The organism is Variovorax sp. Root434 (assembly GCF_001426595.1).
Taxonomy (GTDB): Bacteria; Pseudomonadota; Gammaproteobacteria; order Burkholderiales; family Burkholderiaceae_C; genus Variovorax.
On the sequence record NZ_LMEK01000005.1, the window covers coordinates 1 to 25,357 of the forward strand.

General features: G+C 69.1%; 11 protein-coding genes. 1 reads left to right on the forward strand and 10 read right to left on the reverse strand.

Annotated features, from left to right (window positions below; all coding sequences use genetic code 11):
* The 6 genes from ASD05_RS06210 to ASD05_RS06235 form a co-directional block, all read right to left on the reverse strand.
* Positions 1-371, reverse strand: a 371-nt coding sequence (locus tag ASD05_RS06210; protein WP_157609985.1) for an aldehyde dehydrogenase family protein, incomplete at its 3' end; no start/stop codon positions are given.
* 13 nt (positions 372-384) lie between these two features.
* Positions 385-1,314, reverse strand: a complete 930-nt coding sequence (locus tag ASD05_RS06215; RefSeq protein WP_056589212.1) for a dihydrodipicolinate synthase family protein — start codon at positions 1,312-1,314, stop codon at positions 385-387.
* A 23-nt stretch (positions 1,315-1,337) separates the two neighbouring features.
* Complete coding sequence (locus ASD05_RS06220) at positions 1,338-2,885, reverse strand: UxaA family hydrolase (RefSeq protein WP_235507873.1); 1,548 nt, start codon at positions 2,883-2,885, stop codon at positions 1,338-1,340.
* Positions 2,886-2,896: 11 nt separating this feature from the next.
* Complete coding sequence (locus ASD05_RS06225) at positions 2,897-4,069, reverse strand: L-rhamnonate dehydratase (RefSeq protein ID WP_056589218.1); 1,173 nt, start codon at positions 4,067-4,069, stop codon at positions 2,897-2,899.
* A gap of 26 nt (positions 4,070-4,095) precedes the next feature.
* Positions 4,096-5,145 carry a 4-hydroxythreonine-4-phosphate dehydrogenase PdxA gene (locus tag ASD05_RS06230; protein WP_056589220.1) on the reverse strand — a complete coding sequence of 350 codons (1,050 nt, stop codon included), beginning with the start codon at positions 5,143-5,145 and terminating at the stop codon, positions 4,096-4,098.
* Position 5,146: 1 nt separating this feature from the next.
* On the reverse strand, positions 5,147-6,109 hold the full coding sequence (locus ASD05_RS06235) for a Bug family tripartite tricarboxylate transporter substrate binding protein (RefSeq protein ID WP_056589223.1): 963 nt from the start codon (positions 6,107-6,109) through the stop codon (positions 5,147-5,149).
* Positions 6,110-6,219: 110 nt separating this feature from the next.
* Between ASD05_RS06235 and ASD05_RS06240 the strand changes: the two genes are divergently transcribed.
* Positions 6,220-7,155 (forward strand): LysR family transcriptional regulator, encoded by a 936-nt coding sequence (locus ASD05_RS06240; RefSeq protein ID WP_056589226.1) that lies wholly within the window; start codon positions 6,220-6,222, stop codon positions 7,153-7,155.
* Between the two features lie 140 nt (positions 7,156-7,295).
* Here the strand turns inward: ASD05_RS06240 and ASD05_RS06245 are convergent, their stop codons facing one another.
* The 4 genes from ASD05_RS06245 to ASD05_RS06260 all read right to left on the reverse strand — a co-directional run bounded on the left by ASD05_RS06245 (position 7,296) and on the right by ASD05_RS06260 (position 25,355).
* The gene (locus ASD05_RS06245) at positions 7,296-8,024 is read right to left on the reverse strand and encodes a glutathione S-transferase (protein ID WP_056589230.1); all 729 of its coding nucleotides are present in this window, start codon (positions 8,022-8,024) and stop codon (positions 7,296-7,298) included.
* Between the two features lie 88 nt (positions 8,025-8,112).
* Positions 8,113-15,021: a DUF11 domain-containing protein gene (locus tag ASD05_RS06250; RefSeq protein WP_056589232.1), complete on the reverse strand. Its 6,909-nt coding sequence runs from the start codon at positions 15,019-15,021 to the stop codon at positions 8,113-8,115.
* The gene (locus ASD05_RS06255) at positions 15,002-22,234 is read right to left on the reverse strand and encodes a DUF11 domain-containing protein (RefSeq protein ID WP_056589235.1); all 7,233 of its coding nucleotides are present in this window, start codon (positions 22,232-22,234) and stop codon (positions 15,002-15,004) included. Before ASD05_RS06255 ends, ASD05_RS06250 begins: the two co-directional genes overlap by 20 nt.
* Positions 22,235-22,442: 208 nt before the next feature.
* Complete coding sequence (locus ASD05_RS06260; RefSeq protein WP_056589238.1) at positions 22,443-25,355, reverse strand: beta strand repeat-containing protein; 2,913 nt, start codon at positions 25,353-25,355, stop codon at positions 22,443-22,445.
* Between the last annotated feature and the right edge of the window lie 2 nt (positions 25,356-25,357).

Consider the following 25,357-nt stretch of genomic DNA (forward strand, 5'->3'; position numbering starts at 1 on the left):
GGCAGCACCTCGCCCGACAGGCGCAGGCATTCGCCGGCGAAGAACTTGAAGATCTGGCCGGCGCGCGTGGCTTCGCCGATGCCTTCGGCGCGGGTCTTGCCTTCTTCACGGGCCAGCAGCGTGCCGAGTTCTTCCTTGCGCGCGAGGATTTCGGCGCCGATCTTGTCGAGCGCGTCGGAGCGCGCCTGGATGCTGCCCGTGGCCCAGGCCGGGAAGGCGGCGGTGGCGGCAGCAACGGCAGCCTCGACGTGCGATGCGTCGCCCTGCGTGTACTGGCCGAGCACGTCGGACAGGTTGCTGGGGTTGAGGTTGGGGCTGTAGCTTGCGCCGGCACGCCATTCGCCGCCGATCAGGTTGTCGAAGTTTTGCATGAGGGGCCCTTGTTCAGCGTGCCCAGCGCAGCACCAGCGGATCGAGCCGCCGTGCAGTCTCGATCAGACCCTTGCGGGTCTCGGGATGCATCGTGGGCCAGGGATGGCGCGGCGCTTCGCAGGCGATCACGCCGCCCTCCTTCATCAGCGCCTTGGCTGCGAGGAATCCGGATTGCCGGTTCTCGTGGTTGATGAGCGGCAGCCAGCGCTGGTAGAGCGCGAAGGCCTTGTCGCGGTCGCCCGCGCGATGCGCCTCGATGATCGGCCGGATGCCGTCGGGGTAGCCGCCGCCGGTCATGGAGCCGGTCGCACCGGCATCGAGGTCGGGCATCAGCGTGATGGCCTCCTCGCCGTCCCACGGGCCTTCGATGGCGTCGCCGCCCAGGCGGATCAGCTCGCGCAGCTTCGATGCAGCACCCGCCGTTTCGATCTTGAAATAGGCGACGTGCTCGATCTCGCGCGCCATCTGCGCGAGGAACGCGGCCGACAGCGGCGTGCCGGCGGCCGGGGCGTCCTGGATCATGATGGGGATGTCCACCGCATCGGACAGCCGCGCGTAGAACTCGAAGATCTGCGGCTCGGGCACGCGGAAGGTGGCGCCGTGGTAGGACGGCATCACCATCAGCATGGCAGCGCCCATGTCCTGCGCGCGGCGGCTGCGCGCGGCGCAGACCTCGGTGCTGAAATGCGTGGTGGTCACGATCACCGGCACCCGGCCCGCGACGTGCTCTAGCACAGTGCGCGTGAGCAGCTCGCGCTCGTCGTCAGACAGCAGGAACTGCTCGGAGAAGTTGGCCAGGATGCACAGGCCATCAGAGCCGGCATCGATCATGAAGTCGACGCAGCGCTTCTGACTTTCGAGATCGAGTTCGCCGTTCTCGGCGAACGGCGTCGGCACGACGGGGAAGATGCCGCAAAAGCGGACGGGGCGAGTGGTTGTCATGGTGTGGTGAAAGAAGTTGCGCGTCAGGTGATCACGCTGATTTGCCAGGGCACGAACTCCTGCTGCCCGTAGCCGTGAAGTTCGCTGCGCGAAGGCTGGCCCGAGGCGGTGGCCAGCAGCATCCGGAACAGGCGCTCGCCGAGTTCCTCGATGCTGCGCGTGCCATCGAGCACCTCGCCGCAGTTGAGGTCCATGTCGTCGGACTGCCGCTGCCACAGCGTGGTGTTGGTGGCCAGCTTGAAGGAAGGCGACGGCGCGCAGCCGTAGGCCGAACCGCGTCCGGTGGTGAAGCAGATCAGGTTGGCGCCGCCCGCGACCTGGCCGGTGGCGGAGATCGGGTCGTAGCCGGGCGTGTCCATGAACACCAGGCCACGCGCCCTCACCGGCTGCGCATATTCGTAGACATCCACCAGATTGGTCGAGCCGGCCTTGGCGATGCCGCCGAGCGATTTTTCCAGCACGGTGGTCAGCCCGCCCGCCTTGTTGCCGGCCGAGGGGTTGTTGTCCATCGCTGCGCCGTTGCGCGCGCAGTAGGCCTCCCACCAGCGGATGCGCTCGACCAGCTTGCGTCCGACCTCGGGTGTTTGCGCACGCCGCGTCAGCAGATGCTCGGCGCCGTAGATCTCCGGCGTTTCCGAAAGGATGGCCGTGCCGCCGTGCGCCACCAGCAGGTCGACCGCCGCGCCGAGCACCGGGTTGGCCGAGATGCCGGAGTAGCCGTCGGAGCCGCCGCACTGCAGGCCGACCACCAGGTGGCTGGCGGGAACGGTCTGGCGCCGCACGTCGTTGGCCTGCGGCAGCATCGCCTGGATGCGCTCGATGCCGTGTGCGATGGTGCGCGTGGTGCCGCCCGTGTCCTGGATCGTGAAGCTGTGCAGCCGATTGCTGTGCTGCAGGCCCTGGGTCGCCAGCAGCTGCCGGATCTGGTTGGTCTCGCAGCCCAGGCCGACGACCAGCACGCCCGCGAAGTTGGGGTGGCAGGCGTAGCCGCCCAGTGTGCGCTGCAGGATGGCGAGCCCCTCGCCCTCGGGGTCGACCGCGCAGCCGGCTCCGTGGGTGAGCGCCACGACGCCGTCGACGTTCGGGAACGGCGCCAGCATCTCGGGATGGATATCGCGCCGGAAGCGATCGGCGATGGCGCGCGCCACCGTGGCCGAGCAGTTCACAGAGGTGAGGATGCCGATGTAGTTGCGCGTGGCGACGCGGCCGTCCTCCCGCACGATGCCCTCGAAGCTCGCCGGTTCGGCAGCGTGCGCCGTCGGGCGTGCATCGGCCGCATGCGCATGGTCGCGCGTGAAGTCGCTCATCGCGAGGTTGTGCGTGTGCACATGCTGGCCCGCACGAATGGGCCGGGTCGCAAAGCCGATGATCTGCCCGTAGCGGCGCACGACCGCACCCGGCTCGACCGAACGCGTGGCCATCTTGTGGCCGGGCGGAATCAGGCCGGCCACGGCGATGCCTTCGCTTTCGATGTGCGTGCCCGAGACCAGCTGGTCGAGCGAGATCACGACATCGTCCTGGGCGTGCAGGCGTATCACGCGGGCGTTCGGCGGGGGCGTTGGGGACAACATGGCAGCCGCCGTCATTCGACGATGTTGAAGTCCTTGAGGTACTCCGTTTTCAGCGTGAGGCCGAGCCCCGGCTTGTGGTCGTCGAGCTGCAGGAAGCCGTTCTCGGCCACCGGCTCGCCGTCGAAAATGTAGTAGAAGAGTTCGTTGCCCACTTCGACGTCGTGCATCGGGAAGTACTCGCTCATCGGCGAGGCCAGCGTGCTCATGGTCAGGTGGTAGTTGTGCATCTGGCCCGCGTGTGGGATCACCGGCACGCTGTGGGCCTCGCACAGCGCGTTGATCTTGTGCGCAGCCGTGATGCCACCGACGCGGTTGGTGTCGTACTGCACCACCGACACCGCCTTGCGGTCCAGCAGCTGCTTGAAGCCGTACAGCGAGAACTCGTGCTCGCCGCCCGAAATCGGAATGCTCGTCAGCCGGTTCAGCTCGGCATAGCCGTCGATGTCGTCGGCGATCACCGGCTCCTCGAGCCAGCGCGGCTGGAACTTCTCGAGCTTGGGCAGCATGCGCTTGGCGTACTCGAGGTTCCAGCCCATGTAGCACTCGAGCATGAGGTCGTTGTCGTAGCCGATGACTTCGCGCACGGCCTCGACCGACTTCAGGTTTTCCGCCACGCCCTTCTGCAGGTGCGCCGGCCCGTAGCCGAAGCGCATCTTGAAGGCGGTGAAGCCCTGGTCGAGGAACTTCTGCGCCTCGGCCTGCATTTCCTTCAGGTCGGTGCGGTAGAGCTTGGAGTAGTAGCAAGGAATCTTTTCCTTGGTGCGGCCGCCGAGCAGCTTGAACACCGGCTTGTTCACCGACTTGCCCAGGATGTCCCAGATCGCGAGGTCGACCGCCGAGATCGCGGCCATGGTCACGCCCTTGCGGCCCCAGGCCTGGGTGGCGCGGTACATGCGCTGCCACAGGTACTCGTAGTCCCACGGATCCTGGCCGATCACCAGCGGCGCGAGGTACTGGTCGATGATGGCCTTGGCGATGGCCGGCGCCAGCGCCACGTTGCCCAGGCCCACGATGCCGTCGTCGGTCTCGATCTCGACCACTGTCCACGAATGGAAGCGGAAGGTGCTCATGGTTTCCTGCGGCGCGTACAGCAGGTCCATCGCGTTGGAGCAGAAGTTGCCCTGTGGCGGAACGGTCTTGCCCTTCCACTCGAAAACACGGGCGCGGACGGATTTGATCTTCATGGTGTCTCTCTGGTGTTGAGGTGTATTCAAGCGGGTGCGTGGTTGGCGAGGCGGTGCGCAGCGCCCATGCGGCCTGCAATGCGGAAGGCTTGCCACATGGCTTCGACGCTGGCCTTGCCCTGGCCTGCGATGTCGTAGGCCGTGCCGTGCGCCGGCGTGGTGATGGGAATCGGCAGCCCGCCCTGCACCGTGACGCCGCGGCTGAAGCCCATCAGCTTGATCGCGATCTGGCCCTGGTCGTGGTACATGGTCACGATGGCCTGGTACTCGCCCGCCTGCGCCTTCAGGAAGATGGTGTCGGCCGGGAAAGGGCCATGGAAAGGCGACTCGGTCGGCCAGTCGCGCGCCTGCAGGCGCTGCACGGCGGGGACGATGACGTCGACCTCCTCGCGTCCGCAAAGCCCCCCGTCGCCGCCGTGCGGGTTGAAGGCCGCGACTGCGATCCTGGGCTGTGCCACACCATTGGCCAGCAGCGAGCGGTAGATCAGCTCGGCCGCCTGCTCGATGCGCTCCACGCTCACGTAGCTCGCCACGTCCTTCAGGGGCACATGCGAGGAGATGCGCGAGGTCCAGAGCTCGCCGAGCGTGTTGAACTCGCAGAAATAGCCGGTCACGCCCAGGTGCTGCGCGAAATGATGCAACTCGTCCTCGTGCTGCATGCCGCCGATCTTCATGGCGTGCTTGTTCAGCGGCGCGAAGCAGATCGCGTCGACCTCGCCGGCCAGCGTCGCGTCCATGCACAGGTCGAGCACCTGCAGCACCGAGCGCCCGCCCGGCGCAGCGGCCTGGCCGCGCTGCACCATCGCGGGGTCGATGCTGTGCACGGCGAGGAATGCAGGGCGCGCTGTGTTCGCACGGCCGCGCACTTCAGCCAGCGAGCGAACCTCTTCGGTCGCGACGCAAGCGCCGGCGATGCGTTGGCCTTCGTCCCACAGCCAGCGGTCGCCGATCAGCACGATGTTGGCCGTGGCGGCAGCCTCGGGTTTGGCCAGCAGCCTGGCGATCAGTTCGGGGCCGATGCCGGCGGGGTCGCCCAGGGTGAGCGCGACAACGGGAAGAGAAGATGAACTCGTCATGTCAATCCAGGCGGATGTGGTTTTTCTTGATGACCTCGCCGAAGCGCTTGTATTCGGCGGCGTGGAACTGCGCGAACTGCGCTTGGGTCATCGGCGTGATCTCGGCGCCGATGGCGTCGAGGCGGGTCTTGGTCTCGGGCATCGCAAGCACCTGGTTGACCGCGTCGTGCACCTTGTCCTGCACCGCCTTGGATGCCCCTGCCGGCATGTAGATGCCGTACCAGGCGCTCATCTCGATGCCGGGCACGCCGGCTTCGGCCAGCGTCGGTACGTTGGGCAGCTGCGGGTTGCGCTTCGGCGTGGTGACAGCCAGCGCGCGGATCTTGCTGTTCCTGATCTGCCCGATCACCGAGGGCAGGGTGTCGAAGCTCAGCTGCACCTGGCCACCGATCAGGTCGACCAGCGCCGGGCCGCTGCCCTTGTAGGGCACATGCGCGATGTCGACGCCCGTCGCGTCCTTGAACAGCTCGGCCGCAATGTGCTGGGTGCTGCCCGAGCCGCTGGTGGCGTAGTTGAGCCTCCCGGGCTCCTGCCTGGCCAGCTTGACCAGCGCCTGCACCGAGTCGGCCGGCACGCTGTTGCTCACCACCAGCACGTTGGGCACCGCGCCGACGAAGGCCACCGGCACCAGGTCGCGGTTGCTGTCGTAGTTGAGCTTGAGCAGGTGCGGCGCGATCGCATGGGCCGTGACCACGCCCATCACCATGGTGTGACCGTCGCCGGACTTGGCCGTGGCATCGGCTGCCAGGGTGTTGGAAGCGCCGGGCCGGTTCTCGACCACCACCGGCTGCTTGAGCAAGGGGCCCAGCCGGTCGGCCACCGCGCGGGCCATCGCGTCGGTGCCGCCTCCGGGCGCCGAGCCGACCATGATCCTGATCGGGCGGGTGGGCCATTCCTGGGCCTGCACGGCGCTGGCTGCGAACGCCAGCAGCCCGGCGGCCGCGGCCGCCATGAGCTCTTTCATCTGCTTGTCTCCGGTCTGTTTCGAGGAATCGTCGGCGGCAATCGTAGGCAGGCGATTGATGCACGTAAACTGAAAGCTCTTGATCGATCAATATCCTGAGGTAATCAATCGTGGGCTCCATCGACAGGCAGGATTCGACCCCTCGGCTGCTCAACCGCATTCGCATGCGGCAGGTTGCGCTGATGCTGGCAGTCGAAGAACGGCGCACCCTGCGCGCCGCTGCCGATCAGCTCGGCCTGACGCAGCCGGCCGCCACCAAGATGCTCCACGAGCTCGAGAGCGCACTGGGCCAGCCGATGTTCGAGCGGGTCGGGCGCGGGCTGCGGCTCAATGCGGCAGGCGAGCGCGTGATGGGGTATTTCAGGGGCATCCGCGGCAGCATGGAGGCGCTCAATCGCGAACTGCACGAACTCCAGCTCGGCAGCGTCGGCAAGTTCTCGCTCGGCAGCATCATGGCGGCCTCGCCCGGCCGGCTGACCGATGCGCTCACCGAGCTCAAGGCAGCCCATCCTTTGCTGGCCATCGAGATTGCGGTGGACACCAGCGACAAGCTGCTCGCCCAGTTGCACGAGGGCGTGCTCGAGGTGGTGGTGGGGCGCCCCATGGGCCCCGAAGCGGCGGCCTGCACCTTCAGGGCCATCGAGGACGAATCCCTGGCGGTGGTCGTCGGCAACGAGCATCCGCTGGCCGGGCGCTCGCGCGTGGCCTTCGCCGATCTGCTGGACTACACGTGGATCCTGCAGCCGGCGCACAGCCCCATGCGCGACGTGATCGAGCGCGAGTTCCAGGTGCACCACGCGGTGATGCCACCCGGCCTGATCGAGACCGGCTCGATACTCACGACCATCAACCTGATCCGCAAGTCGTCGATGATCGGCGTGATTCCGGCAACGGTTGCGCGGCGGGACGCCGAGCACGGCGTGCTCAGCATCGTGCACTACGCGATCCGGCACAAGCTCTCCACCTACGGCAGCATCGTGCGCAGCGACCGGCCGCTCAGCATTCCGGCACAGCAGTTCCTGGAGCTGCTGCACAGGAAGGGGTAAGCGCGCCTGGGGGGAACTTCTTTCAGGCCGGCTTGATGCCCGGCTTCCGGATCAGTGACGGAAGCCGGCGTTGTCGCGCGATCAGCCCCCCGAAGGAGGCGGCTTCGTCCAGGCAGCACTTGCTCATGTGCTGCCCGGCGCTAGCCGTCCAGCTCCGCATACCGCCTGAAAATGCCGTCCTCGTTGAACGCGATGCGGCGCGGGCTCTGCAGGTAGTCGTGCACGCGCTGCCGGCGCCTGACATTGGCATGCAGCTTCTCGACCGCGGGCGTTGCAGCCAGCGCCCGCGCCGTGGCCTTCGGGAACGCGTAGTGCAGGCCGTCCACCAGCTGGAACAGCGACAGGTCCGCATAGGTCAGCACGTCGCCCACCAGGTGCAGGCTGCCCGCGGGGTTGCGCTGCAGCACGCGTTCGAACCAGTTCAGGAACTTGGGGATGCGCTCGTTGCGAAAGGCCCGTGCGCGCAGCACGGCCGCGTCGCGCTGGTCTTCGTAGTAGGCGCCGGTCGAGATCGGATGGTGCGTGTCGTGCGCCTCGGCGACCACGTCCGCGATGGTGAGCTGCAGCTGGTGCGTCCACAGTCCGTCTGATTCGCCCACGCCCGACAGCCCGAGCCGGGGGCCGAGGTAGAGCAGGATCGCGGCCGTCTGTCCGACCACGATGTCACCGTCGACGAGGAAGGGCGGCGCGAATGCGGGCCGCGCACTGTCGGGGTCGCCCAGCCGCCGGCCCAGCGCGGACTCGCCGCCGCCCTCGGCTTCAGGCAGGCGCGCCACGTCGACGTAGTCGGCACCGGCCGCCTCGAGCGCGAGCCGCACGAATTCGCCGCGGCCCTGGATGGTGGGCCAGTAATGCAGTTGGTAGGGCATGCGGGGCATGGTGTCATGAGGCCGGGGCGGTTGCAATCGCTTGCGCCCGCCGGCGGCGTCGGATTATTCGGCCCGCATCTCTTCGGCCTCAGTTCACCTTGACCGTGAAAAGAACAGCCCCCGAAGCACCCGGGTCCAGCGGTCCCGTGAATTGCCAGCTCAGCGCCCCCGTGCCTCCCGCGGTCTGCGCCGTTGCGCAGGCCTCCGTGGCCGCCGGAATCGGATTGGCGGGCGTGCGCTTCTGGCAGTTCGCGAGCGTCGCCGGCGTCGTGCCCGCCTGCGCCGCGACGAAGGCGGTGAACTGCGGCGTCGTGTCGTTGACCGTCATGCCGCTGATCGGGCTGGAGCCGTTGTTGGTGTAGGTGATGCGGTACTCCAGCACCTCTCCAGGCTTCGCCTGGTTGTTGATGCCGAAGCTGCCGCCCTGCGTCACGTTGCGCACTTCCTTCTTGAGCTCCAGCGCGCTGGTCGAGACGGTTGTGGTGTCGGTCACCGTGTAGGTGGCGCTCAGGGCCGGGCCGGCATTGGTGAACACGAAGCTGGCCTGCACGACGCTGGCGTTGCCGTTGCCGGTCGCCGCGTTGGCGGGAATGAACTCCTGCATCAGGATGCAGACGCTCTGCCCGGCCACGACGTTCACCGGCGCGGCCGGCGGGTACAGCAGCGCGGCGCCCGCCTGCAGCGAACCGGTGCAGCCCGCGTCGGCAAAGATCTTCCCGCTCCAGCCGCTGACGGCAGGCGTGTCGACCGAGCTCGGGATGTCGAAACTCACGGCGCCCGCGGTCCGGGCCATGAAGGTGTGCGGATAGCTCACCGTGCTGCCGGGCTGGCCGGTCTTCGCGCCGTCGGCCGCGAGCGTGTTGCGGTCCACGTCGCCGAAGTTGAGCCCCGCGTGGCCGGTGCCGTTCCAGGTGAAGGCGATGCGATCCGGCGTGCCGCTGCGGGTGTAGGTGTAGCTGATGCCGGCGATGGCGACGGCCTGGCCGGAGCGCAGCGAGACGCTGCCCAGCGAGGCGCCCGTGGAGATGCGCGAAGCGGCGTTGGTCTCTTCCACGCACACCGGATCGTTCAAGCCGAGGCCGAGGGGCGCTCCCAGCGCGTACTGCCCGCTGCCGTTCGTGGTCGTCGTTGCGAGCGTGGTGGTGCCGCAATCGGTCAAGCGCACGGTGATGCCGGGGATGCCGGCCTCGCCGCCGTTGATCAGGCCGTCGTTGGCGATTCCGGCGCCCACGCCGTTGTCCAGGAACACCCGGCCGGTCACGCTCCTGGGATAGCCGTTGACGAAGGTGCAGGTGATGGCCGCCCCGGCCACCATGTTGGCGGCAGGAATGGTCAGCTGGTTGCCCGTGAGCGTGCCGAACGCGGTGGTCGGCGTGGCGCTGTTCGCATCCACGCAGCTGGCGCTCATCGGATTGGCGGGCCAGCCGTCCGGCGAGCTTTCCCGGATGGTGACGCCGGTTCCCGCCGTGCCCGTGATGTTGGCGGCGCCGTTCGCGCTGCCTTCGCCCGTCACGGTGATGCTGTCGGTCGCCGTTGAAAGGCCGCTGAGCGCAAAACCGAAGAGATTGGCGCCGACACCGCCGACGGTGGTCTTGACGAGCTGGACCCGGGGAAACGGCGGCGAATAGGTGTTGGTGAAGGTACACGCGATGTTGCTGCCCGGTGCCGTGGCGGCGGCGTTCAGCGTCACCTTGCGATTCGGCAGATCGGGCGTGGCGGCTCCGCCGGCGCCCAGGCCGGTACAGCTGATGCCCGTCAGCAGGTAGTCGGCCGGCAGCGGATCTTCCGTGATGGTCGTCGCCACGCCGGGCGTGGTCAGGGTCTGGGCCGCGCCCGCGGCGGGCGTGCCGGCGGCCGTGGTGGTGATGCTCTGCGCCGCCAGGCCGTTGTCGCCGGTGAAGCCGAAGGTGCCGGTGGTGCCTACGGAAACCTTGCGGATGGTCACGCTCGCCGATGCGGCATTCGTGAACACGCATTGCAGCGACTTGCCCAGCTGCACGCTGGCCGCTGGGATCGTGTAGGTCCGGCCGCTCGCCCCGGTGCCGAGGCTGCCCACCGGCGTGCCCGCGTCGGTACAGGTCGCACCGGCCAGGTTCCAGCCGGGCACTGCGGCTTCGGTGATGCTGATGACCGCGCCGTTCGCGCTGGCAGTGAAGGCCTGCGTGCCCGCAGCTGCCGTGTTGCCGTCCACCTGTGCCGGCGTGCCGGCGGCCACGGTGCTGACGCTGCCGGCTGCCTGGGTGGTGTTGGTCAACGTGAAATTGAAGGGGCCGCCGGTGCCGCCGGTAGTGGTCTTCTGCAAGGTGACCGTGGCCGGCGAACAGAGTGCGCTGGTGGTCGCCTGGGCGAGAAAGCCCTGGTAGGGGGCGCCGCTCTTGATGTGGACGACCACCGTGTTCGAGCCGGCCTGCCAGTTGCTCGCCAGCGTGGCGCTGGCCGCGGTACCCGGGTCGAAGCCCCGGAATGCGTAGGGGCTGGCCCCGCCCTGCGGCACGCCTCCAACGCTCTGCAGCACGCCGTTGACGTAGATCTCCGCGACCGAGTTGTCGGAATAGAAGTCCAGCTTCAGGGAAAAGCTCGCCGGGTTGACCGACGCCGCCATGTTGAAGGTGAAGCGGTGGTAGATGTCGACATTGCCGGCGTGCGTGGTCTGGTATTGCGAGATCCAGTTGGCATTGCCGAAGGGCGAGGCAATCCAGGCCGTCGGCGCCTTGTTGCCGACGTAGGAGCGCGCCCAGGTGGCGACGGTGCCGGGTCCGCCCGTCGCCGCGCCGATACCCGACTCCCACACCGGATCGCGACCGGTAGTCAGCGGCGGTCCGACCGGGCCGTCGAAGCCCGTGTTGAAGATCGCCGCATTGGTCGAGCACATCACCGTCGGCGCGATGGGCGGCGAAGGCGGATTGGTGTCGGCGGTGTTGGTGAAGGTACAGACGATGTTGCTGCCGGGCGCGGTCGCAGCTGCGTCCAGCGTGAGCACGCGTCCGTTGCGCGAGGCCGTTCCACCGGCGCCCATGCCGGTGCAGGAGGCATCGACCAGTGCATAGGTCCCCGGCGGCACGCCCTCGGTGATGGTCGTTGCGGTGTTGGCTGCCGCGAGCGGACGCGTCGCCGCGCTGGCCGGCGTACCGTCCACCGTGGTCGTGATGTTCTGGGTCGCCGCCAGGCCGTTGGTGCCCGTGAAGCTGAAGGTGCCGGTGCCGCCGAGCGAGGTCTTGCGGATGGTCACCGTCGGCATGGTTCCGAACCTGTAGGGCTGCGGGCTCGGCAGGTAGCTGTTGGCGCCGACGCTGAAGCTGCCGCTCAGGACCGCGCCGCCCACCGTCACCTGTGTCGCGCTGTAGACGGCGGCCACGGTGGAGGTGGCTGTCACCTGACAGGTCGCGGCCGCCGTGGTCGTGCAGCTGCCGGCGGCGCCCACCGCGCCGCCGTTGAAGGCGACGTTCGGCGTCGCGCCGAAGCTCACCACCGTGCCGGCCTGGACCGGGTTGCCGGCCGCGTCGCGGATGAAGACCTCGAGCACGTCCTGCGCCGCGCCGTTGGCGAGCTGGTTGTCGGTGACGATGCGCAGGCCCGATTGGCTGGCGGTGCCGGAGCCGACGACGATGCTCGTCTGGGCGCTGTCACAGCTCACGCCGTTGCCGGACACGCAGCCCGCGCCCGCTGCCGTGGCTGGCGCACCCACGCCGCTCGTGCTGGTGCTGGCGTAGTTGGTGAGCACCGTGCCGGTTGCCGCGATCGGTGCGGTCGCGTTCAGCGTGAAGCCGCGCACACCGGTGGAGGCCGGAATGCCGCCGGCAGGCAGCGTCATCGTGCAGCTGAGCAGTGCACCGGCGGCGCTGGGCAGCGTGCCGCAGTTCACCGAGGTGACGCCGGCGCCGGCCACGGCCGACGTGGCCACCACGCCCGGCGGCAATTGCTCGCTCACGACGAGCGAGGTGCCCGAGTCCACCGCGCCCGTGTTGGCCAGGTTCAGGCCGTAGGCGATGTTGCCGCCGGCTGCCACGGTCGCGGGCGCGGTCTTGTCCACGGCAATCACCGGGGCCGCGGTGTTGGTGAAGGTACAGGTGATGACCGCACCGGACCGCATCGCGCTCGCGGGCAGGGTCGCGGTGTTGCCGGCGAACGTCGCCAGCTCGGTCGCGGGATTGCCGCTGGTCGCGGCCGCCGAGTCCAGGCAGGACGCCGAGACCGGATTGGCTGGCCAGCCCGCAGGCACGCTCGACTCCTGCACCGTCGCCGCGATGCCGGCCGTGCCCAGATGGACCGTGGCCGAGGCCTGCGGCGTGAACAGCGCCGTCACGTCGATGCTGTCCGCCGAGTTGGTGACACCCGTGAGCGTGTAGCCGAAGGTATGGGTGCCCGTCACGTTGGTCTTGGTCTTGCGCACCGTGATGCGGGGCTGCGCGAGCACCGGGGTCGTCACACTGCTCGTGCAGTTGCCCGCGGCGTTGCAGGCCGTATCGCCGCCGCCGCTGGCGGTCGCGGTGTTGTCCACGCTCGGCACCGCGCCGGCCAGCGGCGTGACCGGAATGACGAAGGAGACGCTGCCAGTGGTGGCCGCGAGCCCCGCGGGCACCGTGCAGCTCACGGCCTGTCCGGTGGCGGTGCAGCCGGCGGGCATGGTGCCGAGCGTCAGCGTCGCAGGCACCGTATCGCTGATGGTGGTCACGGCCGTCGTGGCGACCGGGCCGGTATTGGCGAGCGTCAGCGTGTAGCTGGCCGGCGTGCCGACCGCGAAGCTCGGCGCGCTGGCGGTCTTGGTCAGATTGAGCTGCGGCTCGATCGAGTTGGTGAAGGTACAGGCAATGTTGCTGCCCGCCGCAGTGGCAGCGGCATTCAGCGCGACGGACCTCGTTGCGAGGTCCGGCGTGGCCGTGCCGCCGGCGCCCATGCCGGTACAGACGATGCTCTTGAGCTTCCAGCCGGCGGGCGGCGCGTCTTCCGTGATGGTGGTGGCTGCCCCCACGGTGGTGAGGCCCGATTGCTCACCGGCCGCGGGCGTGCCGGCCGCGGTGGTCGCGATGCTCTGCGCGGTGAAGCCATTGGTGCCGCTGAAGCCGAAGCTGCCCGTGCCGCCTTGGGTGACCTTGCTCACGGTCACGGCCACGCGGGTGTAGGTGAAGGTGCAGAGGATGGTGGCGCCGTAGTCGGTGGCGGCCGCATCGAAGGTCACTCTTCGGGTCGAGAGATCGTAGGTCGCAGTGCCGCCCGGCGCCATGCCGGTACAGCTGATGCCGGTCAGCACGAAGCCGGCTGGCGCGGAGCTCTGCAGGATGAACGTCGAGGTTGCGGGCGTGTTCAGAAACTTGGCGGGTCCGGAGGCCCCGACCCCTGGCGAAGTCGTGACGATGGGGCTGGCGGCCGCGCCGTTGTTGCCGAGGTAGCTGAACGACCCCACGCCGCCGTTCGAGACCACGGTGGTCGTGATGCTGGGCGCCATCTTGGGCGGCGTGTTGTAGGCGAGCACGAGGGTCGCCGTCTCATTGACGTTCACGCCGTCGTCGTTGTTCGGATTCGCGTCGTTGGGCACCGTGCAGAAGTGCGTGGCGCCAGGCGTCGCGGCCTGCACGCACACCTTGGCGCCGTTGGGAACCGAGTAGCTGCCGGTCGCCACGCTGGGCTGCGGGAACACGGGAATGTCGAAGCCGACCTCGCCGCCGTCCGTCAGGTTCGGGCCGCTGGAAGCAGCCAGCGGCGTGGGGTTGACCTGGCAGGTCACCACCACGGGCGAACCGGCCTTCGCGCAGTTGGCGGGCAAGGTGCCCGTGTCCCATCCGGTCGGAAGGGTCAGCACCGCGGTCGAATTGTCCGAGCCCGTGGTCGGCGCAGGGCCGAAGTTCTTGGCGATGAGCCTGACGTTGCGCTGCTGGCCGTAGCTGGTCCAGCCATCGCTCGGCACGACCACCTGCACCTGCAGGTCCGGACGGCCGGTGATGATGTTCGAGCAGGTGTAGTCCTCGTTGGTGCCGAGCGCGTGCGCGGTCGCGCAGGTGCCGGACTTCGAGTAGCTGTTGCTGTTGGTCCCGGTCGGCGGCAGGGCGTTGCCGCTGTAGTTGGTGCCCGCGGAGGTGTAGGTCTCGTAGGTCTGCTGGTAGCGCGCCGTGTTGTTGGAAACGCCCGGCGGATAGAAGACCACGCCGGCAACGCTCGGGCGCCAGGCGGCCGTGTTCGTGCTGCTGCCGAGCGTCTGGTCCCACGCGTAGTTGACGAAACTGATGCGCTGCGAAACGCGTGCATCGGGAAACTTGCCGCTCACGCCGGAGAAGCCGTCGATCAGTTCACCGCCCCCGGTATCGACCAGGCCGCTGCAGGTGCCCGTCGCGGAAAACGGGCAGACCGTTTTTTCGGCGTTCACGGGCCCGGGCACCGCGGAGCCTGGCCCCGTGCCGCCGTCGTCCGCGGTAAGGCCCAGCGTAAAGTTCGCGCCCCCACTGGACGCCACCTGGAACCAGTCGCCCGCGGTGACCATGACCGGGCGGCAGACGAAGGTGATCTGCGTCGGATAGATGTTGCCCGAGGCGCCGTTGAACATGCGGTCGAAGCCGCCGAGCACGGCGATCACGGTGCCGGCCGGACAGACCTGGGGACCACGCTGCGTCATGCCGTTGATCGGGCGGCCCCACCATCCTGCCGAGGCCGACGAGCCGAACGCGATGGTCGCCGCCCCAGCGCCTTCGCTCACGGTGAATGGCGTGCAGCCGAATTCGACCGCGCGCAACCCGCCGGTCAGGTTGGCGAAGGTGCCGCTGACCTCGGGGCCGTTGATGCGCTCCCACATGGTCAGTCCTGTGGGAAAGCCGTTGGCGCAAACCGTCTGCACGACCTGGCCGGCGTTGGTGCCCACCACTGTGCCGTTGAGCCTTACCGCGCCCTGCGGCACGAGCACCTGCTGCGCATGCCCGAGAAGCGGAAAGGCCAGCAGCCAGGCCGCGAGCAGGAGCCATCGCCGCGCGCTGGCCACATGCGAGCGCAGCCTAATCTTGAGTCTTTGCATGTTCGCTTGCCTGATCCGTGTTTTTCCGAGAGGCCGATGCGGCGGGGGCGCTGGCCGACGCGAAGCCCAGCCCCGTCTCGTCGAACTTGAAGCGCAGCCGGATGTAGGCACCCTTGCTGGTGTATTCGTTGGCCGTCAGCTCGCGGTCGCGCAGGCCGACGAAGTTGTAGCCGGCCGAGACCCACAGGTCCTTGGCCACCTGGTAGCCGAGCTCGACGCCCGCGGTCTTCTGCAGAGCGCCGCCCTTGCCGTAGAGCACGCCGGCCTGCACGCCGAAGTCCCAGTCCTTGTTGATGTCGCGCGTGTAGCGCGCATGCAGCAGATGGGCCCAGTAGCTGCTCGCCAGGAAGCCGTCGTCGGCGCGCGAAATCTTGCCCGCGTAGCGCGCACTGAGAACGCTGCCGCGCTGCGGGTTGTAGTTCAGGTGGGCCGAGACGATGTCGGCGCTGGTGCTGCCCGGCAGGCTGCTGTGGCCGGAGTCGCTGCCGAAGGCGCTGCCGCCGTTCAACGCGCCAGCCGCATTGCCGCCCCCCACGATGCGCTCGGAACGGCGCTCGTAGCGCAGCAGCGCGTTCCAGCTGTCGGTGTCCACCGGGCGGTAGGCGAGGCCGATCTGGTGGCGCTGCAGGTGGCGCTCGTTGCCTGCGTTGGTGCCCTGCCCTTCGCTGTCGCTCACCACGCTGCGCGCCAGCAGGCTCCAGGCGGGGCTGATCTTGTAGCCGAAGCCGGCGCTGAAGAGCCGGGTGTCGGCGTCGTCGCCCTTGCGTCCTTCGAGGATGCCGCTGAGCTTGTAGGTGTCGGTGAGGTACTCGACCCCGGCGGTGATGGCGGTGGACTGGCCTAGACCGCCCGCATAGCCGGTGCCGCTGTTCGCGCTGTTGGCGTAGCCGCCCAGCTGGCGGGTGTGTTCGAGCCCGCCGGTCACGCTGAAGCGGTCGGTGAGCTTCACGGTGTTGCGCACGCCGGTCGCCGCCTGCGCGGCCCGGCCGTCGATGCTGTCGGCGAGCCGGAACTCGTTGTAGACGCGGCCGCCCTCCATGTAGTTGCTCTCGATGCCCAGGATGCCGACGTTGTTGGATTGCGTCGCGCTCAGCCCGTCGGTGCCGTAGAGGCTGGAGACGAGTTCGTAGCGGCCGTAGACGCGGGTCTTGTCGGTGATGGCGTAGTTGCCGCCAACGGCCAGCGTGCGGCGACCGGAATCGTGCAGGTCCTGCTCGCCTTCGACGAAGACCTGGGCCAGCGGCACGCCGGGCACCTGCGCCGACAGGCGTGCGCGCACGGTGGTCAGGCTCTCGCTGTCCGTATTGGCGGTGGCCGCCGCACCGAGTGCGGTCACGTTGTTGGCACCCACGCGGCTGCCGAGGCTTCCGTTGGAGGTGGAGACCTCGCCGTAGTCGAATCCGGAGCCGGAGGCGAGGCCGCTGCTGCGCTGGCCTTGGCGCAGGCCCACTTCGGCGACCAGGGTGTCGCCGAACTTCTTCTGCACGCTCGCGGTGGCGCCCTTGCGGTCGCCTTCGAGCAGGGCGTCCTTGCTGTAGATCATTTCGGCGCGCACCGCAGTGCTTGCGTCGACCTTGTATTCGGCGCGTACGGAGGCTTCGGTGCGGCCTGCGGAAAAGCTGGCGCCGGGGTTGTCGAAGCCCGCGCTGGTCTTGCCGGCCAGCGCCACGACCGCGAGCTTCTCGTCCTGGTGACGCACTTCGAGGCGGGTGCCCTCGCCCTTGCCCTTCTCATCGGAATCGGTGCGAACCAGCTCGGCCGCGGCCGTGGTGTTGTCGCCGATGCGGGCCACCGCCGTCAGGGCGCGCAGCTTGCGGTGGTTCTCGGGGTTCTGGTCGGTGCTGGCGACCACGCCCAGCTGCAGGCGCTCCGCCACCTTGACCTGCACGTCGGTGCCGGCCACCGTGAACTTGGGGCCTCCGCTGTCGACTTCGTACGTGACGCGGATCGACTGCGGGTTCAGGTTGGCATCGACCGACGCGATCGCATGGGTGAACAGGATGCGGCGCGTGAGCGGCTCGACCGTGTAGTCGACGAAGCGCGTGACCGGCGTGCGCTGCAGCACGACGTCGGGCTGGTTGCGGTCGCGCACCACGACCTCGACCTGCTCGCTGTTGTCGACGAACTCGCCGCCGGTGGCGCTCAGGTAGTAGGGGCCGGAAGTGCCGACGGCGCGGAATTCCTCCACCTGCTGGGTCTGCGCGGTGCGCGAGACATAGCTGGTCGCACGCACGTTGCGGTCTTCGTACACGTGCTTGAGGCCGGTCAGCGAGCGGTTGTTCTGGCTCAGGTTGCGCACCTCGGTGCTGCTCGCGGTGGTGAAGTCGCCGTACAGCAGGAAGGAGCGGTTCTTGTCGATGCGCACGTAGAGCTTTTGCGTGCTCTGCGCGTCGAAGCCCTTGACCGACGAGTCGCCGTACACCGGGTAGAACTCGTCGGGCCGGATGTCGCGGAACAGCCGGTCGTTGCGCGTCTTGTCGGAATCGAAGGCGGCGGTGAGCAGGTAGTCGCCCTTGACGGCACCCTTGAAGAAGAAGGCGGCGCGGGCGCCGGCGCGGCGGTTGTTGCGCTCGTCGGAAAGGCCCGTCAACTCTGCCTCGAACGCGGCGCCGGCGGGCATGGCGCCGAGCGGCACGCTGCCGCGCCTGGTGAAGTCCAATACGCCCTCGACAATGCCCACGCCGAGCATCGGCCGCATCTCGGGCAGCAACGCCAACCGCACTTCCTTCACGAAGCTGCCGGCGCTCACGCGCAGGCGCACATCACCCGGCTCGCTGGGCGGCAGCAGGCGGAACTCCGCCGCGCCGCCGTCCATGAAGACCTGCGTGCCGGGTTCGGCGGGGTTCAGGTCCTCGTCGAGCCAGCGGCCGCGGTCCGTCTCCAGGGTGAGTTGGGTGCGCGCGGTCACCGGCACGCCGGCCGCGTCGACCAGCCGTACCTTGACAGCCACGGGGGTGCGCAGGTCGGCATATGCAAGCTCGGGCAAGTCGACCTGGATGGCGCCGAGCTTGTCCGGCGCGACGATGCCGATCCGCTGCGTGGCGCGCACGTTGCCGAAATCGTCCACCGCGTCGAGCTGCAGGCGGTTGGCCCCGGGCTGCAGAACCACGCCGATGTATTCCCAGGCGCCGAGGTTCTTCGACGGCAGCTGCGTCTTCTTGCCGACGCGCCGCTCGTCGATGGCCTGGCCGTTGACCGAGAGGCGCAGCGCCACGCCGGACTCGCCCTTGACGCGCACGTTGATCGACTGGCCGGGAACGGTGTCGCCTTCCTTCAGGTCAAGGAAGCCGAGGGCGTTGCCGTCGAGCTCGGGCAGCAGCACTTCCAACTCGATCGGGCTGGGCGCGGCCTGCGGCAGCAGCGGCGCGCTGCGCGGCGCCAGCATGGCGGCGGAAGTGTTGACGGGCCGGCTGGCGAAGGCGCCGATGCCGGCCGCCGTGCCACCCGCGGCCGACGCGCCTTGCGCAGCGGCCGGCAGGCCATTGAGCGCGGCGAACAGGCTTCCGGCCGGGGTCGCGGCCGCCGGCGCGGTGGCGCCCAGCGTGCCGCTCATGCTGCCCGAAGCGGCACCGACGAAGCTGCTGGCGTTGGCCGGCGCATCGGGCATCGCGATCAGCGGCGCCGACGACGCCATGGTCGAGCCGCTGCTGCCGCTCGCAAGCGCCTGGCCGCTGGCCGGCAGCGAGCGGAGATCGCCCACTGCAACGATCTGTCCTTCCGGGTTCAGGCGCAGCCGCACCTGGGCCTCGGCCTCGGTGTCCGGGATCGCGGCAATGGCGGCGCGGCGCGCCACCACGTCGGCCACCACAGCCTGGTCGCCGCAATTGCCGATGATGAAGTTGGCCTTGTGGAACTCGCCCTTCTTCAGGTCGACGAATCGGCTCTCGGGGCGGCCGGCGTTGCGATTGTCCAGCAGCTCCAGGCGGGCGCCGGGCGGCAGCGTGGTCTGGTCCAGGCGCAGCACGTGGGTGAGCGGCTTGAGGCCGTAGAGGCTCCACTTGCCTTCCACGTCGGTGACGACGTTGGTGCCGTCCTCCATGAACAGGCGCACGCCGGGCACGCCGATCTCGTCGGCGCCTTCCTGCCTGCCGTCCGCCTTGCAGTCCATGTAGACCTTGCCGAACAGGAAGGCGTCGTCGGAAAACACGCCGCCCGTGACGCGTACCGTCCAGTTCGCGAGGTTGGACTGCAGCGGCCCCGAATAGGCGCGCGCACGGTTGATGGCGTCTCCGTTGGTGGGCGCGCCCACGCCGATGCGCACGCGGTAGCGCACCACGGCCGCCTGGTCGATACCGAGGGTGAGCGTCGGGTAGTCGAAGACCAGTTGCGGGCCCGCGCCGCCCGCCGGGTTGCCGGCCGCGGCGGTGTTGAGGCGCGCACTGTTGGCCACATAGGCGAAGCCCGGCGGCAGGCTGTCGCTGAAGCGCACGCCGGTGACCGGGAATCCGGTCTTGTTGGTCACGGTCAGGGCGTAGTCGATGAAGTCGCCGAACTCCACCTGGCGCTTGCTGCCGTCCTTGCGCAGCACCAGCCCGAGCACGTTGCCCGGGTCGAGCGGGATGTGGTTGTGCACGATGTCGCAGGCCGCGCCCGAGGCATTGAAGCCGGCGTTGACGGAGAAGTAGTGGGTCGTCGGATCGGCACCCTTGGGCGGCGTGGCGTTGGGCGCGATCTGGCCGCAGCTCGAGAAAGTGCCGGCCGTGACCGGGATCAGCTGCGACGGGTAGACATAGCCGGTGCCCGCCGGCGGCACCACGCCGAGCGAGTAGGTGCACATGCCGGTGACCGGCGGCGACTGCAGGAAGAACTGGTAGCTGCCGTCGGCGCCCGTGGTCATCGAGACGCTGCCGTTCGTATTGAATGTATAGGCGCCCGACGAGCCGCCAAAGATCTCCCCCGCCGTGATCGGCGTCGCGGCCCCGCTGCTGCAGGACTGCCGCGTGAAGGTGACGACCGCGCCGGCAACGGGCTCGCGCGTCACGGCGTTGTAGACCGTGCCCGCCGGATCGGCCAGCAGCGACTGCACCGAGCTCGCGCTGGCCGCCACCAGCATGGCGGGCGTGACGTTGATGGTGTTCTGGTCGAAGGCCGCGGCCCAGGCCTTGTTGGTGACCGCCACGCGGCTGCCCACCGCGCCGGCCTTCTCGGTGATGCGCACCGTGAAGCCGATCTCTTCGCTCTGGCCGGGCGCCAGGCCGCGGTTGCCGTCGCTCAGGCTGAGCACCGCCTCGGTCGGCAGCTGGAAGGGATCGCTGCTGGCGAGCGCGCCGCGGTTGCAGGTAGCGCGGCCGGTGAAGCTTCCCGCGACGTCGAGCAGTCCGCTGCGCGCCTTGGGCGCACCGACCAGCTCCCAGGACGCGACCGAGCCGTCCGGCTTGTCCATGTCGAAGGTGCAGTTCAGGTTGTCGATCACGCGCACGTGCGGCGCCGGGGCGACCCCGGTGTTGGTGACCAGCAGCCGGTAGTCGAGCTCGTACACGCCCTGCCCGATGCGCCGCGGCAGCGAGACGCTCTTCACGAGCGTGAGCGAGGGAAGCTCCATGGACACCGGCGTCGGCGAGCTGTTGTTGTTCGGGTTGCCGTCGCCGTCCGGGTCCGGGTCGGCGCCATCGACCGAATCGTCGAAGGCCACGGGCGCGCCGCCGGGCGTGAGCGCGCCCTGTGCGCGCACGCTGTTCAGCAGCGTGCCGGTGCGGCCGCTGAGGTTGATGCGCAGGTCGAACTGCACGGTGAACCGCGCCCCGACCGGCAGCACGGCCCCGGGTGCCAGCAGGTTCTGCGCGGCCGGCGTGCCGGTGAAGGCAGCGTTGGCCGCAGCCACGGTGCCGCTCACGCCATTGCCCTGGTTGCCCGCGATGCCCATCGAGCCGGCCACCACCGTGTACTGGTTCGGCCCCGGTACCGCCGCGGTCGTGTAGCTGCCGAACTGAGTGGCACCGCTGCCTTCGAGCAGGTCGGCCGCCTGCACGCCGTAGAGCCACACGGCGCCGTAGTTGCGGATGTCCACGCTGAAGCGCACCGTGGCGGTTCCGTCGAGCAGGCCGTCGGCGCCGCGGTTCGGTCGCGGCACCGACGCAGCCTTGGCAACGCCGATGCGGCTCTGGCTCGTGGTGATGAGCACCGTGTTGGACGGCGACACCGCCAGCGCGACGCCGTCGTTGTAGTAGCTCTGCGCGGTGTTGCGGATGTCGCCGGTCTGGTCCGGCCTGACCCGCACGGCGAACTGCATGGCGATCGATGCATTGCGCGACACGGGAGTGGGTACGCCGATCGCCACCTCGATCGCGGCGGCATCGTCCGCGGTGCGATAGCTGAAGGCCGGGTCGCCCGGCAGGCGGAACAGGCGCACCGCGCCCGCGGCGGTGCTCTGCAGCGTGCCGGCGATGTACTGCGTGCCGGCCGGCACCAGGTCGCGCACCAGCACGAGGCTGGCCGGCGCGCCGTTCACCAGCACCGGCGTGCCGGCCGGCGCGGCGCTGTTGGCGGGCTGCGCATCGCGGGCGCCGATGTTGGTGCCGGAAACGGTGAAGTCGATGCGCGTCTGCCCCGGCACGACGATGCCGGGATAGCTCGCGGCCTTGGTGATGGAGATCACCGCGACGTCGCCGACGGTCACGACGTCGCGGTTGGTGGCGCTCAGGTTCTGCAGCGCGGTGGTGGCCGTCAATGCGGCGCAGGCGACGCCGTTCGCGCTCGCCGGGATCGTTCCCTGCACCAGCAGCGCGGCCGTCTCGCCGGGCTGCAGCGCCAGTGCACCGCCGGCGCCGAGCGGAAGCACTGGGTCGGCGGGGTCCGCCACGCCGTTGTTGTTGGTGTCGCGCACCACCCGCAGGGCCGAAAGGTCCAGCGTGTCGGCCGCGCAGCCGCCGGCGTTGTTGGCAAAGCCCAGCATGTAGCTCGACGGCACGTTGCCGGTGTTGGTGAGCAGGTGGCTCAGCGTGACGACGGTAGCGGGCGGACGCGTGACGGTCTGGTCCTGCGTCAGCACCAGCGCCTCGACCGGCAGCACGTTTGCCACCACGCTGTTGGAGCTGGAGGTTTCGGTCTGGGCAAATCCGGCCGGCACGTAGGTGGCCGTTGCCACGTTGCGGATCACGGTGCCGCCAGGGGCGGGGGCTGCCAGCACCGCAGCCGGAGCAAGGAGGAATGCCAGCCCGATCGCGAGCGTGGCGCGGGCGCGGCGCCATCGATGCGAGCTGCCGCTCACGCTCATTGAATCAGACAAGAATTGCACTCCGTGAAACCTTCCGTCGGCCCCTCCGGGCCGTGAATGACTGGATCTTTTTCCGCTGCCGCTTCCGCGCCGATGCGCATGCACGGCGCACGAAAGCGGCAGGGGAAAAAGGCGAAGCGCGGCCGACAGGGCGGCGCCTCGCTCAAAGCCGGCGGACCCCGAGGCCCGCCGGCGACTCAATCGCGCATCACTGGTTGATCCGTACGGCGAAGGTCAGGGTGGCCGTGCCGCTCGGGGCCACGGTGTTGGCCGCGCTGCCGCAGCTCACCGCGGTGGCGGTCTGCGCGTAGGCCAGGGCCGTTCCGCTCACACCCGTGGAGACGCACCGCGTAGCCACCGGGGGCTGCGTGGGGCTCATCGTGGTGTAGGCGGGCGCCGCATCGTTGATCGCGATGTTGGTGACCGGCGCGCTGCCTTCGTTGGTGGCAACGATCTGGTAGACGATGCACTGGCCGGGCTTCAGCGACAGGGGCGTCGCGGCGAAGGCGGCGTCCGCCGTGCCGTCGCAGGCGACGTCGGGGGCCTGCGTCTTGACGACGCGCAGCTGGCCCGTGATCACGGTGCTGACGTCGGTGGCCGACGGCGCGCCGCAGTTCGGGGCCGGGTCCGTGAACGTCGCCGTCACGGTCGCCGTGTCGGTCGCACCCGCGCTGGCACCGCCCGGAGCGAACACGCGCACCAGCAGCTTCTGCGTTGCACCGGCCGCGAGCGGCCCTGCGATCGGGCCGGTGACCAGGGTGTCGCCCGCATTGATCTGGCCGTCGCCATTGACGTCGAGGTAGATCGCGGTGGTCCAGCCCAGCGTGGCATCGCCCGCCGGCACGGTGGCCGTGAGCTGGTACGCGCCGCAGCTCTGGTTGCCGGTGTTGGTCAGCGTGTGCGCATAGACGACCGTGCCGCCGGGAGCGACCTGGCCGACGTTGTTAGGCGTGAGCGTTGCGCCCAGCGTCTGTGCGGTGGTCACGGTCACGGCGTCGAGCTTGACGTCGGACACGAGCACGCCGGTCGATGCCACGGCAGTGGATTGCACGCGGAAGTAGATCGCCTGGGCGGTCACCGGCGTCTGCGTTGCAGGCGGCGTCACGCAGGCGTCGACCTGCTGCTGCGCGCCGGCAGCCACGGACACACTGGTGATCGCAGCAGCGGTACAGGTACCGCCCGCGGCCACGAACTTCACGCTCCAGCCCGCCGGCAGGGTGCCCGGGAAGCTGGTCGACTGGCTGGCTGCCAGGCTGTAGGTCTGCGTTGCAGGGCCGGTTCCATCGTTGTTCTTGACGAACAGCGTGAAGATCGTGCCGGTGCCCGCTGGCGTGGTGTTGGTCGTGGTCGGCTGCGGGCTGGGGCCCGGGCCAAGGTCACCGCCACCGACCGAACCGGAACCGGTACCCGCTGCGCTGTTGGTCAGGTCGACGAGCGAACCGACAACCACCGTGACGCGGTCGAGCGTCGCATCGAGCTTGGTCGCATCGCCCGCGGAGCGGCCGGTGACGACCGCGTCGAACGGACCGGAACCTACCGTGGCGCTGGCCGGCACATTGGCCTGCACGACGATGTTGACGCTGCCGCCGACCGGAATCGGGCCGGTGTCGGGAACGCCGTCGCCCGTGGTATCGAGCAGCGGCGTCACGCCGTCGGCCGCGAACAGCAGGAAGGTCGTGCCTGCCGGGAAAGTCCCGTTCGCAATGCTCAGGTTGACGCTGTCCACGCCGCTGCCGGCGTTGAACACGGTCTGCGCGAACTTGACGCTGCCGCCGGCAACGACCGAAGGCCGCGTGGTGGTGTCCGCCGCGGTGCCGTTGGGCGTGCCAGCCACCGTGTCGACTGCCGTCGCGGCCGTCGAGGGGTTGGTACCCAGCACGATGCCGTAGCTGGCCGTGACCGTGTAGGCCGCCGGATTGGTGCTCGAGCCCAGGGTGCCGATGGCCGCGGCCGTGGCGGCCGGGGAATCGGTCGGGTTGTACTGGCCCACGTTGGTGGTGGTCGAGGTGCCCACCACTGCCGTGTTGTTCACCAGCACCACGAAGCTGATCGTCTGCGTGACGTTCTGGCCCAGCGAAGCGACCACGGCGTTCAGCGTATTGCCGGTCACCTGGAAGTCGATGCCGGCCGGATCGCCGGCGGCACCGTCACCCAGCGCGACGCCTGGTGCACTGCTCCAGACAGCGGAGCCCGCAACATACGTGAGGCCCGATGGCAGCGTGTCCGACAGGGCGAACTTGCCGGGCGCTCCGCCGGTGTTGTTGAAGCTGAGCGTGTAGACCGTGTACTTGCAGGTGGCGCTCGAAGCCAGGCCGGCCGCCCACGTCGTCGAGCAGGTAGCCGACGAGGAACGCGGACCGCCGGTGCTCGCGAGCGGCCAGGCCGCGCCGCCGGGACCGGCGACAGCCGGAGCACCGATCGACTTGGTGGCATTGAACGCAGCCACGGTGGTCAGGTTCACCTGGTCCTTGTCCGCCGCCGAGGTGTTCGGCGCCGTGTACAAGGCCGGCGTGCCGGGAACGGCAGTGATGGTGGCCGTGTCGAAAGGCGTCGTCGGCGTGGTGGCCGTGCCAGGAATGGTGTACGCCACCACGAACTGGAAGGTGCCGTTGTTGCCCGGCACGTTCTGCGCGGGCACGTTGCAGACCGCGGCGGAGGTGGCGGTACACAGCGGCGTGGTGCCGTCGGGTACGCCGTCGCCGTTGGTGTCGGGGTAGACCTCGACCTTCGAGAAAGCGTTGGTATCGGCGTCCACCGTGATGGTGAAGCTGTCCGTGCCGTTGCCGGTGTTGGTCAGGGTGTGTGGCGCGTAGACCACCGAGCCCGCGGCACCCAGCTTGGTGTTGACGACCGTGGTCGTGACCTGGTTGACCGTGTCCAGCGTGAAGGAGCCCACCTGCTGCACCGTGGTCTGCACCAGGTTGGAGGTTGCCAGTTGCGTTGTCCCGGCGGAATCCGAATAGGTGGCCGAAGCCTGGTTACCGATGACGGTGTTGGCGGGCGGCGGCGCGGCAAAGACGCTCGAGCTTCCAAACAGGAAGCCCAGCGACAAAACTGCGGCGCCCGCCCAGGTGGCGTTCGGCCTGAAGCCGACGCCCTTGGCTGGCGAGATGGGACTCACGT

Bases quoted from the DNA above. Each gene is read 5' to 3' on its own strand.
- ASD05_RS06220 (WP_235507873.1), bottom strand. From the start codon at position 2,885: ATGTTGTCCCCAACGCCCCCGCCGAACGCCCGCGTGATACGCCTGCAC.
- ASD05_RS06235 (WP_056589223.1), bottom strand. From the start codon at position 6,109: ATGAAAGAGCTCATGGCGGCCGCGGCCGCCGGGCTGCTGGCGTTCGCA.
- ASD05_RS06230 (WP_056589220.1), bottom strand. From the start codon at position 5,145: ATGACGAGTTCATCTTCTCTTCCCGTTGTCGCGCTCACCCTGGGCGAC.
- ASD05_RS06255 (WP_056589235.1), bottom strand. From the start codon at position 22,234: ATGAGCGTGAGCGGCAGCTCGCATCGATGGCGCCGCGCCCGCGCCACG.
- ASD05_RS06215 (WP_056589212.1), bottom strand. From the start codon at position 1,314: ATGACAACCACTCGCCCCGTCCGCTTTTGCGGCATCTTCCCCGTCGTG.
- ASD05_RS06245 (WP_056589230.1), bottom strand. From the start codon at position 8,024: ATGCCCTACCAACTGCATTACTGGCCCACCATCCAGGGCCGCGGCGAA.
- ASD05_RS06225 (WP_056589218.1), bottom strand. From the start codon at position 4,069: ATGAAGATCAAATCCGTCCGCGCCCGTGTTTTCGAGTGGAAGGGCAAG.
- ASD05_RS06250 (WP_056589232.1), bottom strand. From the start codon at position 15,021: ATGCAAAGACTCAAGATTAGGCTGCGCTCGCATGTGGCCAGCGCGCGG.